Raw genomic sequence first — 12,262 nt, 5'->3', positions numbered from 1 at the left:
TAGTTGGAAAGAAAATGCCCGTGCCCGATGCCCGGCATCGAGCAAGACCACAATCATGGCGATTTTGGCGCAGCCGACCAGGTGATCGCGCCCGAGACGAGCAACACAGCAGCAGCTACGATCGAAGCGAGGAAGAAGTTGCCCGATGCCTGTGCCAGCAGCCCGGCGACGATCGGGCCGACGATTTGACCGAGGCCGAAGGCAGCCGTCATCACCGCGAAGATCCGGCGTGGCGCCTGCGGGACAAGCTGCCTCGCGGTCTGCAGGCCAAGCGCGGTGATGGCGATAAAAGTGCCGCCGAGCAGGAGGCCGCCGAGCAACGGGCCGACGACCCCGCCCATGGCGACGCTGGCGGTGACGCCGACCACCTCGATGAGGCAACCCACGGCGTAGGCTGCGTAGACGCCGATCCGTGCTGCAACCTTCTGCCAGAGCCAGACCGAGGGAAAGCCGGCAAGGCCGGTGACCATCCAGACCGCGGCCTCGAAGACGCGGCCGCCGCCACCCTGGCGGACGATGGCGACCAGGAACGTCGCCGTCACCACATAGCCGAAGCCGAACAGGCCGTAGGCGACGATGATCTTCAGCAGCGAACGGTCCTTTGGCAGCATCGGTTCGCGGTCGGTGACGCCATTGGCGGGCGCCGTGCTGCCGACCAGCAAGGCGACGATGGCAAAACCGCAGGCCGAAAGCAGCGCCGACCACAGCCAGCCCGCCGCCCAGCCGGCGTGTTCGGTGACGAGGAACGCCATCAGCGCCGAGGACGCCGCAATGCCGAGGCCGACGCCGCCGAAATGCAGCGCCTGCATATCGTTGCGGCTGGCCGCCAGCAGATGGCCAAAGACGATGCTGGACATGAACACCATGACGAAGGCGCTGGCCAGACCGGCAACAAAGCGGATGGCGAGAAAGGCGGCCATGTTCTCGGTCAGGCCCATCGCGCCGGCGAGGATGGCGCTGGCGGCAAGACCGCAAAACATCAGCAAACGCTCGCGCCTATGCGCCCATGCGCCGGCGGCGGCAAGTGCCCCGACGAGGTAACCAAGGTAGTTGGCCGACGCGATCCAGCCGGCATCGGCCGTCGACAGGCCGAGCTCTTCCATCATGCCGGGCAGGATTGGCGTGTAGACGAAGCGCCCGATGCCCATGGCGACGGCCATGGCAATCATACCGGCCACGGCGAGACGCAAGGGTGAAGCGGCTTTCATCGCGGCGCAGAATAGATTTGCCGGGCGCCGAAACAATGCGCTTTTGTTGGGCCAGCACGGCGCCGCGACCAGGAGCCCGCAGCTATCGCTTCAGCAATTCAACAGCAGCCGGCGCCGGCCACCTCATAGGCGGTGCGCCGGGCCGTCAACCGGAACGGCACGTCGCCGAGTTCGCGCTCCGACATGGTCTCGAGCGCGGGATGCGACAGCGGATCGGTCACCCATCTCGTGATCTCGCCTTCATGCCGCCGGGCTTCCCGTGTGTCGGCGGCGAAAAGGACCCTGAGCAACGATAAAATCTTGACCATCCTTACCTCCTCGGTCTGACTGGCCTCCATAAAATCTGCCTTTCCGGCCTGTCTTTCAATTGAGATTTCGGCCGCGTCGGTTTAGAAAAACTGTATGGCTATTTTGAATCGCGTCCACCTCAACGGCTTGCGCGCCGTCGAAACCGTCGCCCGGCTGGGGTCGCTTGCGGCAGCGGCCAGAGAGCTCAACGTTTCCGTCAGCGCCGTTAGCCAGCAGATCAACCGAACGGAAAAGCAGCTCGGCCAGGCCCTGTTCGAGCGAACGGCGAGCGGGCTGGTGCCGACCGAATTCGGCACTGTCTTCACGGCCCGGTTGGGCGCGGGTTTTCGCGAGATCGCCCAAGCGGTGGCGCTGGCCGACGAAGGGTCGGAATGCACGCTGGTGGTTTCGGTGGCGCCGGCCTTCGCCTCGAAATGGCTGTTGCCGCGGCTGTCGCGGCATTTCGCCCGGCATCCCAACGTGCTGTTGCGCATCGACGCTTCGGTGCGGCTTGCCGATCTCGACCGTTCCGACATCGACATCGCCATCAGGCTTGGCGACGGCAAGTGGCCAAGCGGGCGGGCGGAACTGTTGCTGGCGCAAGAAATCTTCCCGGTCTGTGCCCCGGTGATTGCCGAGAAGCTGAAGTCGATCGACGATCTCGCCTTGACCTGCGCCATCACCGACGAACGGGCGATGATCAATTGGGAAAGCTGGTTCGAGGCCGCCGGGGTCAAGCCGGTCACCTTCCTCAAGGGTGCGCGCATCACCGACCCGATGCTGTGCCTGGAATCGGCGATTGCCGGCCACGGCGTCATGCTCGGCTGGCAATTGCTGACCGCCGACGCGCTGGCAGACGGGCGCCTCGTCGCGCCCTTCGGTGTGCGCGCCCAGAGCGGGCTCGGCTACTGGATGGTGACTTCCGCCGCCAAGAGCGAAAGCCGCAAGGTCCGGGATTTCAAGGTCTGGGTGCGCGAGGAAATCGAGGCGACGATGGCACAGTTCAGGTCGCTTGAAAGCGCGGCGTAGTTCTGAGCCAGCGCAATCGCGGTGGAAAGGTCGGTGGTGCCGGTCTATGTAAAGTGTCGGACCCACACATCACGGCAGGCAAATTCATGACCACACATTCGCGCGGCGTTTCCGCATCGATAGACCCGGTGAAACTCGACAGGCTGGCCGAGGTCGCCATCAAGGTCGGGCTGCAGTTGCAGCCTGGACAGGATCTGGTGCTGACCTCGTCGATCGCGGCGCTGCCGTTGACGCGGCGGATCGTCGAGCATGCCTACAAGGCCGGTGCCGGCCTGGTAACGCCGATCTTCAACGACGACGAGATGACGCTGGCGCGCTACCGCTTTGGCGCCGATGCCGGCTTCGACCGCGCCGCCAGCTGGCTCTATGAGGGCATGGCGAAAGCCTTTGCCAACAATGCGGCGCGGCTTGCCGTGCGCGGCGAGGACCCGTCGCTGCTGTCGGCGCAGGACCCGTCGAAGGTGGCGCGCGCCAACAAGGCGAATTCGATGGCCTACCAGCCGGCGCTGGAAAAGATCACCGGCTTTGATATCAACTGGAACATCGTCGCCTATCCTGATCTCGCCTGGGCCAAGCAGGTTTTCCCTGATGATGCCGACGATGTCGCGGTTGCCAAACTCGCCGATGCGATCTTCGCGGCGTCGCGGGTGGATGTCGAAGACCCGATCGGCAACTGGAAAGCGCAAAATGCAGCGCTGCGCAGCCGCACCGAATGGCTGAACGGCCACAATTTCCATGCACTGCATTTCAGCGGTCCGGGCACCGACCTCACCGTCGGGCTGGCCGACGGCCATGAATGGATGGGCGGCGCCTCGACCGCCAAGAACGGCGTCACCTGCAACCCGAACATCCCGACCGAGGAAGTGTTCACCACGCCGCACGCAAGGCGCGTCGAGGGCCATGTCTCCTCGACCAAGCCGCTATCCTACCAGGGCACGCTGATCGACGAGATTTCGGTGCGCTTCGAGGGCGGCCGCATCGTCGAGGCCAAGGCTTCAAAGGGCGAGGACGTGCTGAAGAAAGTGCTCGACACCGATGAAGGCGCGCGCCGGCTCGGCGAGGTGGCGCTGGTGCCGCATTCGTCGCCGATCTCGGCCAGCGGCCTGTTGTTCTTCAACACGCTGTTCGACGAGAACGCCGCCTGCCACATCGCGCTCGGGCAGTGCTATTCGAAGTGCTTCGTCGACGGCGCCTCGCTCAGCCAGGATGAGATCGCGGCACGCGGCGGCAACAAGAGCTTTATCCACATCGACTGGATGATCGGCTCGGACAAGATCGACATCGACGGCGTGCACAAGGACGGCCGCAAGGTGCCGGTGATGCGCAAGGGCGAGTGGGCCTGAGGTTTCGGCGCAGCGCTGGCTTTTAGACGTCGGCGGGACAGCGCCCCCTCTATCCTGCCGGACATCTCCCCACATGGGAGAGATCAGCTGTTGTCGCGGCCTTCGCCAACAACATCGTAGCGAGATGAATGGAGGCGCCTGAACTGCCAATCTCCCCCCTTGAGGGGGAGATGTCCGGCAGGACAGAGGGGGGCGCGAAGGATCGCGGCGGTGAAGGCTTACTTCACCGCGGCTTCATAGACATCCGGCTTGAACCCGACCAGCATCCGATCTCCCAGCTCCAGCACCGGCCGCTTGATCATGGTCGGGTTGGCCAGCATCAGTGCCTTGGCCTTCTTCTCGTCGAGGCTCTGCTTGTCCTTGTCCGACAGTTCGCGAAACGTCGTGCTGGCCTTATTGAGCAGGATCTCCCAGCCAACCTTGCCGACCCAGCCATCCAGCCGCTTGGCGTCCAGCCCCTCTGCCCGGTAGTCGTGGAAGCGGTAAGGCACATCATGACCTTCTAGCCAGACGCGGGCCTTCTTGATCGTGTCGCAGGTGGTGATGCCGTACATCGTGGTCAAAGGCGTGCTTCCTTGGCTGACAGTCGAATCCGTTCTGCAGCCTAAAACCGCCCTTCCCGCTTTGCCAGCACCCTGGCCGACATCTCAGGATTTTGGGACTTGCCAATACTAAGGAATTTTCCTAAGTATTACCCAGCCGCTCTTTGACAATGGTTCGGGACCGACCGATGACAAGCCTCCACACCGCAAACCCGAACCCGCCGCCGATCGACGGCATCTTCCGCGCACTTGCCGATCCGACGCGACGACGCGTGGTGGAACGGCTGAACCGCAGCCCGGCCTCGGTCAGCGAACTGGCGCAGCCTTTCGAGATGGCCCTGCCTTCCTTCATCGAACACCTCAAGGTGCTGGAAGGTTGCGGGCTGGTGCGTTCTGAAAAGATCGGCCGCACAAGGACCTATCAGCTGGCGCCCGAGCCGCTGCAGCTCGCCGAAAACTGGCTGGCCGAGCAGCGTACGCTGTGGGAGCGCCGCCTCGACCAATTCGACGCCTATGTGATGACCCTCAAGGAGACAGACAAGTGAGCTATCCCTTCAAGCCCGACCCAAGACTGGACCTCGTGCTGGAGCGCGTACTCGACGCGCCGCGCGAACTGCTTTGGCGCGCCTTGACGATGCCGGAGCATGTCAAGCAGTGGTTCACGCCAAAGCCCTGGATGATCACCGACTGCGAGATCGACCTCAGGCCGGGCGGGCTGTTCCGGACGCGCATGCAGTCGCCCGACGGCAAGGAGGTCAACGACCGCCATTGCTGCTATCTCGAAATCGTGGAGAATGAGCGGCTGGTGTGGACGGATGCGCTGCTGCCGGGCTACCGGCCGTCAGGCGAGCCCTTCATCACCGCGGTGATTTCCCTCCAGCCGGACGGCAAAGGCACGCGCTATACCGCCACCGCCATTCACCGCGACGAGGCCACCCGCAACAACCATGAAGAGATGGGTTTCTTCGACGGCTGGGGCACAGTGGCCGATCAGCTTGCGCAGTATGTGAAGACGATTTGACTTTTCTCGCATGGCATCCAGAACATCGTCCCGGCCGCCATGTTCATTTTTCGCCCCTACAGCGGCAAGAGCAGGCTCCCGGAAACGAGGGGGCTTGCGGTCTCAACAATAAGATCGCTCTTCGGTGATCTTGCCGTTCTTGACCGTGTACAAGCCAACTTCGTCCATGGTGACACGCTCGCCTGTCGCCTTGGGCGTTATGTCGAACTTGAAGCGCACTGCGAACTGATCGCCATTGACATAGGGGCCTTCGACCGAGCCGCCATGGACTTCGTTGTTCTCTTGCCACCACTGGCCCTTCTGCTTGAGGGCCGCCTTGCCATGGGCGATGGCCATCGGCCCCTCCATGGCTTCATAGCTGGCGATATCATCGGCATTGTACTTTTCAGCTGCACCCTGGTGATCGCCCTGCTTGAGCAGTTCGGTGAAATCCTTGGCAATTTCCGTGATGGTCATGGGGATTCCTCCTGTTGAGACGCATTGCAATTAGGGGACGGCGCGCTGGCCTGCCATCGTCAATCCCGAGGTAGCTGACAAGGCATGTCAGGTGATGAAAATCGTGCGGACTGTGTGACGACGCCTTCTTACATGCCGGCCAGGGAATCGTCCTGGCCGGTCAATCGCCAACGGGAGAAATGTCCCGCAGGACAATGAGGGGCAGCGCAAGCGCCCGGCAAGTTTCAATTGCCGGAACCGTTCAACCGTCGATGCAGGGCCTGAACCCTAAGCCCCGTAGCCGATGATGCCCTTGACCTCGAGGAAGTCGTGGATCGCCCAATCGGCATATTCGCGGCCGTTGCCGGACTGCTTGTAGCCGCCGAAGGGGGCGAAGGTGTCCCATTCCGGATAGTTGATCGAGACCTGGCCGGCGCGCAGCTGTCCGGCAATTTTGCGCGCATGCTCGATATCCTGCGACTGCACATAGGCGGCGAGGCCGTAGACGGTATCGTTGGCGATCTTCACCGCGTCGTCATCGTCGCTGTAGGAAATGACCGACAGCACCGGGCCAAAAATTTCTTCCTTTTCGATGGTCATGCCTGGCGTGACATGGCCGAACACGGTCGGGCGGACATAGTAACCGCGGTTGAGGTGTTCGGGCCGGCCGGGGCCGCCGGTGACCAGTGTGGCGCCTTCCTTGATGCCGGCTTCGATCAGCCGCTGGATCTTGTCGTACTGGATGTTGGAGACGACCGGGCCGAGCTTGGTGTCCTCCGAGCGGGGATCGCCGACATTGTGCGCTTCGGCGGCTTTCTTGGCGATGGCGAGTGCTTCGTCATGACGGGCAGCCGGCACCAGCATGCGTGTCGGCGCATCGCAGGACTGGCCGCTGTTGCCAAAACAGGCGTTGACGCCCTTGCGCACCGCTCTCTCGAAATCGGCATCCGGCAGCACGATGTTGGCGGACTTGCCGCCAAGCTCCTGCGCCACGCGCTTGACCGTTTCGGCCGCCGTCTTGGCGACGATGATGCCGGCCCGGGTCGAGCCGGTGAAGGAAACCATGTCGACATCCGGATGGCCGGCCATGACCTGGCCGACATCGGGGCCGTTGCCGTTGATCATATTGTAGACGCCCTTCGGCACGCCGGCGGCCTGCATGACTTCCGAGAAGACGATGCCGCTGATCGGGGCGATCTCGGAGGGCTTCAAGACGATGGTGCAGCCGGCGGCGATGGCCGGCGCCACCTTGCAGACGATCTGGTTGAGCGGCCAGTTCCACGGCGTGATCAGCGCGCAGACGCCGATCGGCTCCTTGACCACCATGGTGCCGCCGCGCTTTTCTGAGAATTCATAATCCTCCAGCGCTTTGATGGTGGCTTCCATATGCGCCCTGCCCGCCCAGGCCTGCGCCTCGCGGGCCCAGGTGATTGGCGCACCCATTTCCTGGCTGACGGCCTGGGCGATATCCTCGTAGCGCTCATTGTAGACTTCGAGAATACGCTTCAGGAGCTCCAGGCGCTCGGCCTTGCTGGTCTGCGAAAACGACGGAAAGGCCGCCTTGGCCGCTGCCACCGCCTTGTCGACATCAGCCTTCGAGCCGACGGAAATCCTGGTGTAGGCCTCTTCTGTCGACGGATCGGTGACATCCAGCGTTGCCGGCACCATGGGGGCGACCCATTTGCCGTCGATAAAGAAGTTCAGATGATTGCTCACGGGGGACGCTCCGGTTTTTCTGGAAGATGAGTATCAGATTATGCTGAGAGCATAGGGCAGTTAGCGCCACGGCGCAGGCTGATATGCGCCACGTCGCCGACGCTGAATTGAAAGCCCTCGGCCTGGCGTGGTGCGTCGATCACCACTGGTGTCCCCTGCCCGAGTTCGGCATGCAGACGCAAGGTGCGGCCGTGAAAGACGATGCTGTTGACCCGCACCGGTGCCGTGCCGGTCGAGGCTTCGGTCGCCGCCAGCAGATCTTCCGGGCGCACACCGATGGTGCGCACGGCGCCTTCGGCAGGCGCATCGCCGGTTTCCGAAATGGCTTCCAGCGGCAGAGCGCCGGCGGTGAAGCGCAGCCGATCGCCATCGCGGCCGACAAAGCGCGACTGCAAAAGGTTCATCGTGCCGATGAAGCTGGCGACGAATTTGGTGGCGGGCCGGTCGTAGAGCGTCGCTGGTGCTGCGATCTGCTCGATCCGGCCCTTGTTCATGACGACGATGCGGTCGGAGATCGACAGTGCCTCGGTCTGGTCATGGGTGACCATGACGAAGGTGGTGCCGAGCCGCGACTGTAGCCGTTTCAACTCGACCTGCATCTGTTCGCGCAGATGCGCATCGAGCGCCGATAATGGCTCGTCGAGCAGCAGCACGCGTGGTTCGCAGACAATGGCACGAGCGAGCGCGACGCGCTGGCGCTGGCCGCCGGAGAGTTCGGAGACGCGGGCGCCGATCTTGTCGACGAGGCCGACCATGTCGAGGGCTTCGCCGACGCGCTTGGCTTGCTCCGTGCCGGACAGTTTTCGCAAGGACAGGCCGAAACCTACATTTTCGGCGACGTTCATATGCGGGAATAGTGCATAGTCCTGGAACACGGTGTTGACCGGCCGGTCGAAGGGTCTCAGCGCCGTGATGTCGCGGCCGTCAAGCAACACCTTGCCGCTCGACGGGCTTTCGAAGCCGGCGATGACGCGCAGGCTGGTGGTCTTGCCGCAGCCGGAGGGGCCGAGCAAGGTCAGGAACTCGCCGCTGGCGATGTCGAGGTCGACGGCATCGAGGCCGACGATGCCACCTGGAAAGACCTTGGAGACAGCCTGCAGCTGGACGAGAGGATCAAGCGCCATCGCGAACCTCTGAGGGTTTTGTCGTGTTGACCCAGAGGATCTGGCAGCGCTTGGAACCCGGATTGCGGAAGGCGTGCAAAAGCGTGCTTTTGAAGGCAAAACTGTCGCCGGTCTTCAGCCCGTAGGTGGTGGAATCGACAACCAGTTCGACCTCCCCCGACAGCACAAAGCCGAATTCATGGCCGGCATGGGCGTAGGCTTCGGCGGTGCCGCCGCCGGCATCGACGCTGACCAGCATGCCGGTGAGCGTTGCGGCCGGCGGCGACAGCAGCGCCTTGGCGATGCCTTCCGACTTCACCGGGATCTGCCGCCGGCTGTTGGCACGCACGCAATAGAGATCGTTGACGGCATCGTTGCCGTCGGCGATCAGCGCCGACGGCTCGATGTCGAGGGCGGCGGCCAGGGGCCAGATCACCCTGACACGCAATGACGACATGCCGCGCTCGATCTGGCTCAGCGCCCCGATCGACACACCGGCCTTGGCGGCAAGATCGGCCAGCGACAGATTGCGCTCCAGCCGCAACGCCCGCACGCGCCGGCCGACGCGAACGTCAGCGTCGTCCTTGGGCTTTCCAGCTGTCTCGTCAAGCATGTCCATGCATACATCCTTGTTGCAGTCTCTTCATCGGCGCGGCGCAGCGTCGATATGCTCCCCTTCTCCCCTTGTGGGAGAAGGGAAGATCAACTCACCCCCCCGCCTTGACCTTCTCGAACATCTTGGCGAGGTCGTCATTCTGTTTCATCGGTCCGGTGAAGACGGTGGTCTTCAGCATCACTTCGGGATCCGACGGCAGTTGCAGCTTGTCCAGCTCCTCCTTCGGCACCGCGGCGAAGGCCGAGCTGGTCGACGCGCCGTAGCCATAGGCCTCGATCAGGTATTTTCCGGAATCGGTTTCCAGCCGGCTGTTGATGAAGTCGTAGGCAAGGTCGACATTCTTGGCGTCCTTGAGCATGACGAAGCCGCAGGACCAGGTCAGCATGCCTTCCTTCGGCTTCATGAACTCGACCGGCACGCCCTGCTTCTTCAGCGAGGTGGCCGATGCGTTCCAGGTCATGGCCGCGACCAGCTGGCCGCTCGACAGCGCCTGTTCCACCGAGGTCATGTCGGTGGTGTAGTTGGAGAGCAGCGGGCGCTGCTCGCGCAGTTTCTCCGCCACCTTGTCCATTTGCTCCGGCGTCATGTCGAACGGATTGACGCCGGCGAGAAGTGCGGCCACCACCGGTGTGTCATGCACGGCGTCGATGGTCGCCATGCGGCCGGCATATTGCTTGTCCCAAAGCAGGTTCCAGCTGGCCTCGGGGTTCTTCACCAGATCGGTGCGGTAGAGGATCGAGGTGTTGCCCCAGTCCCACGGCACCATCCATACCTTGCCGTCGCCGGCCTGAATGTCGGGTAGGTTCTTGAACACCGGGAAGATCGAATCCCAGTTCTTGATGCGCTTGGTGTCGATCGGCTGCAGCAGGCCTTCCTTGTTCCAACGTGCCACCTTGTCGTAGCAGGGATGCGCAATGTCAGGACGGAAGCCAGCTTTGACCTTGGTAAAGGCATCGTCGTCATCGCCGAACATCGAGGCCTCGACGCCATCGGGGTGTGCTGCCAGGAAGCTCTTGTTGAAGTCGGGCAGTTCATAGCCCGACCAGGTGAAATATTGCAGCTTGTCGCCCGCCAACGTGACGGTCGACGACAGCGCCAGTGCCAGGGCGGCCAGTCCGGCGCGGGCTTTGTTTCCTGATATCGATTTCAAGTCGAATGCCATTGCAGTTCTCCTCTCTTGGTTTCTTCTGGTTTGGATGGAATGGCGGGCGCCGGCCGTTGAGCGGCGGTGAGCCCGCGATGGCGCAGGAATTCGGCAAGGCCGGCAATGACGAAGGACACGGCGAGGATCGCCGTGCCCAGTGCCATGACGGTCGGCAGCGATTTCGGGAAACGCAGCTGGGCCCAGATGTAGAGCGGCAGCGTCGGCTCGGTGCCGGCAAGGAAGAAGACGACGATGAACTCATCGAAGGAGATCAGGAACGACAGCATGAAGGCCGAGGCGATCGCCGGCAGGCTGAGCGGCAACATCACCCGCCTGAACGTCGTCCAATCGGAGGCGCCGAGATCGAGGGCCGCCTCGCGGATGGTCTTGGGGATGACGGCGAAGCGGCTGCGCATGACCACCACCGTCGTCGGTAACCCCACCAGTATGTGGCCAAGCACGATGGCGATGCGCGACGGGCCGAAGCCGACGAGATTGACCAGGATCAGCAGCGATATGCCGACAATGACGCCGGGGATCAGGATCGGCAGCCGGGCGATGGCGCTGATCGTGGCGGCCAGCGGCGAGCGGCCGTAGAGGTCCATATAGGACACGGTGATGCCGCACAGCGTGGCGCCAGAGGCAGCGATCACACCGATCACCAAGCTGTTGGCGAGCGCGCCGGACAGCGTCGGATTGCCAAGCAGGGTCGCATACCATTGCAAGGTAAAACCTTGCAGCGGAAACGCCGCCTGGATCGAATCGTTGAAGGAAAACAGCGGGATCAGCAACACCGGCAGATAGAGAAACACCAGATAGACAAGCACATAGACGCCGAGCCAGCGGCCGCCATCTTCTGTCCGCGCCGCGCTCATGTGCGGCTGCCAAAGCGGCGGTCGGCGAAGCGCACGACCAGCACCACGCAGAGGATGACCAGCATGACGGCGACCGAGAGTGCGGCGCCGAACGGCCAGTCATTGGCCTTGCCGAACTCCGACTGGATCAGCGTGCCGATCATGGTGCTCGCCGGGCCGCCGACCATGGCCGGCGTCACATAGTCGCCGATCGTCGGCACGAAGACGACGAGGGCTGCCGCCAGCACGCCCGGCATCGAGTTCGGCAGCACGACGCGGCGGAAGCTGGTGAAAGGTTTTGCGCCAAGGTCGGACGCGGCTTCGAGCAGCGATTTCGGGATCGTCTCCAGCGCCACATAGATGGGCAGGATGGCGAAGGGCGCATAGGCGTGCGCGAGGGTGACGACCACCGCAGCCGGCGTATTGAGAAAGGCGAGCGTCGGCTCGGACCAGATACCGCTTTCGATCAGCGCCGAGTTCAGCACGCCATTATACGCAAGCACGATCTTCCAGGCGAAGACGCGCAGGAGGTAGCTGGTCCAGAACGGCAGCGTTACCAGAAACAGCAGCAGGCCGCGGCGCCGACCGGCATGGAAGGCAAGGTAGTAGGCGACGGGATAGGCGGTGATGACCGTTGCCAGCGTCACCAGTCCGGCAATCGTCAGCGAGCGCAGCGTCACAGTCCAGTAGAGAGGATCGGACACCACGGTGACGAAATTCGCCAAAGTGAAACCGGCGCCGAGCAGCGAACCGTCATTGTTGCGGAAGGCAAGGAAAAGCACGAGGCCAAGCGCAAACAGGATCAGCAGGAAGGTGACCAGCGCGCCCGGCAGCAGCATGGCGAAGCGGAACCCCGAAGACGACCGGGATGCTGCCGGCGCTTCTGTTGCAACGATGGTCGACATCGGACTGTCCATCGGAATTTTGAAATTATCTAAGCTTTTTTCATATTCATGAAACTGT

General features: G+C 63.0%; 14 protein-coding genes. 4 read left to right on the top strand and 10 right to left on the bottom strand.

Annotated elements, in window-relative coordinates; all coding sequences use genetic code 11:
* Positions 1-53: 53 nt before the first annotated feature.
* The gene (locus AC1DVW_RS21215; RefSeq protein WP_477325723.1) at positions 54-1,169 is read right to left on the bottom strand and encodes a YbfB/YjiJ family MFS transporter; all 1,116 of its coding nucleotides are present in this window, start codon (positions 1,167-1,169) and stop codon (positions 54-56) included.
* A 137-nt stretch (positions 1,170-1,306) separates the two neighbouring features.
* On the bottom strand, positions 1,307-1,516 hold the full coding sequence (locus AC1DVW_RS21210) for a hypothetical protein (RefSeq protein ID WP_477325638.1): 210 nt from the start codon (positions 1,514-1,516) through the stop codon (positions 1,307-1,309).
* A gap of 94 nt (positions 1,517-1,610) precedes the next feature.
* Here AC1DVW_RS21210 and AC1DVW_RS21205 point away from each other — a divergent pair, with 94 nt between their 5' ends.
* Positions 1,611-2,525 (top strand): LysR substrate-binding domain-containing protein, encoded by a 915-nt coding sequence (locus AC1DVW_RS21205; RefSeq protein ID WP_477325636.1) that lies wholly within the window; start codon positions 1,611-1,613, stop codon positions 2,523-2,525.
* Between the two features lie 86 nt (positions 2,526-2,611).
* Entirely contained in the window at positions 2,612-3,868 is a 1,257-nt protein-coding gene (locus tag AC1DVW_RS21200) for an aminopeptidase (protein ID WP_477325634.1), read from the top strand.
* Positions 3,869-4,086: 218 nt separating this feature from the next.
* On the opposite strand, the gene AC1DVW_RS21195 is transcribed toward AC1DVW_RS21200, so the two are convergent.
* On the bottom strand, positions 4,087-4,422 hold the full coding sequence (locus tag AC1DVW_RS21195) for an ArsC family reductase (RefSeq protein WP_477325721.1): 336 nt from the start codon (positions 4,420-4,422) through the stop codon (positions 4,087-4,089).
* A 176-nt stretch (positions 4,423-4,598) separates the two neighbouring features.
* On the opposite strand from AC1DVW_RS21195, the gene AC1DVW_RS21190 reads away from it, so the two are divergent.
* Positions 4,599-4,955: an ArsR/SmtB family transcription factor gene (locus AC1DVW_RS21190; protein ID WP_477325632.1), complete on the top strand. Its 357-nt coding sequence runs from the start codon at positions 4,599-4,601 to the stop codon at positions 4,953-4,955.
* Positions 4,952-5,431, top strand: a complete 480-nt coding sequence (locus AC1DVW_RS21185; RefSeq protein WP_477325630.1) for an SRPBCC family protein — start codon at positions 4,952-4,954, stop codon at positions 5,429-5,431. Before AC1DVW_RS21190 ends, AC1DVW_RS21185 begins: the two co-directional genes overlap by 4 nt.
* Before the next feature lie 102 nt (positions 5,432-5,533).
* Here the strand turns inward: AC1DVW_RS21185 and AC1DVW_RS21180 are convergent, their stop codons facing one another.
* The 7 genes from AC1DVW_RS21180 to AC1DVW_RS21150 form a co-directional block, all read right to left on the bottom strand.
* Positions 5,534-5,887, bottom strand: coding sequence for a SnoaL-like domain-containing protein (locus tag AC1DVW_RS21180; protein WP_477325628.1), 354 nt, complete (start codon positions 5,885-5,887; stop codon positions 5,534-5,536).
* 267 nt (positions 5,888-6,154) lie between these two features.
* Complete coding sequence (locus tag AC1DVW_RS21175; protein WP_477325626.1) at positions 6,155-7,582, bottom strand: aldehyde dehydrogenase family protein; 1,428 nt, start codon at positions 7,580-7,582, stop codon at positions 6,155-6,157.
* A 38-nt stretch (positions 7,583-7,620) separates the two neighbouring features.
* Positions 7,621-8,706 (bottom strand): ABC transporter ATP-binding protein, encoded by a 1,086-nt coding sequence (locus AC1DVW_RS21170; protein WP_477243417.1) that lies wholly within the window; start codon positions 8,704-8,706, stop codon positions 7,621-7,623.
* The gene (locus AC1DVW_RS21165; protein ID WP_477243415.1) at positions 8,696-9,304 is read right to left on the bottom strand and encodes a cupin domain-containing protein; all 609 of its coding nucleotides are present in this window, start codon (positions 9,302-9,304) and stop codon (positions 8,696-8,698) included. The genes AC1DVW_RS21170 and AC1DVW_RS21165 overlap by 11 nt, the downstream gene beginning before the upstream one ends.
* An 88-nt stretch (positions 9,305-9,392) precedes the next feature.
* Complete coding sequence (locus tag AC1DVW_RS21160) at positions 9,393-10,463, bottom strand: ABC transporter substrate-binding protein (RefSeq protein WP_477325624.1); 1,071 nt, start codon at positions 10,461-10,463, stop codon at positions 9,393-9,395.
* A complete protein-coding gene (locus tag AC1DVW_RS21155) occupies positions 10,448-11,320 on the bottom strand; it encodes an ABC transporter permease (RefSeq protein ID WP_477271725.1) in 873 nt (290 codons plus the stop codon). The genes AC1DVW_RS21160 and AC1DVW_RS21155 overlap by 16 nt, the downstream gene beginning before the upstream one ends.
* Positions 11,317-12,204: an ABC transporter permease gene (locus AC1DVW_RS21150; RefSeq protein ID WP_477325622.1), complete on the bottom strand. Its 888-nt coding sequence runs from the start codon at positions 12,202-12,204 to the stop codon at positions 11,317-11,319. Before AC1DVW_RS21150 ends, AC1DVW_RS21155 begins: the two co-directional genes overlap by 4 nt.
* Between the last annotated feature and the right edge of the window lie 58 nt (positions 12,205-12,262).

The sequence above is a fragment of the Mesorhizobium sp. P3_B5 genome, assembly GCF_056402815.1.
Note: the sequence above shows the minus strand (reverse complement) of the source record. Positions and strands in the feature narration are given on the sequence as shown.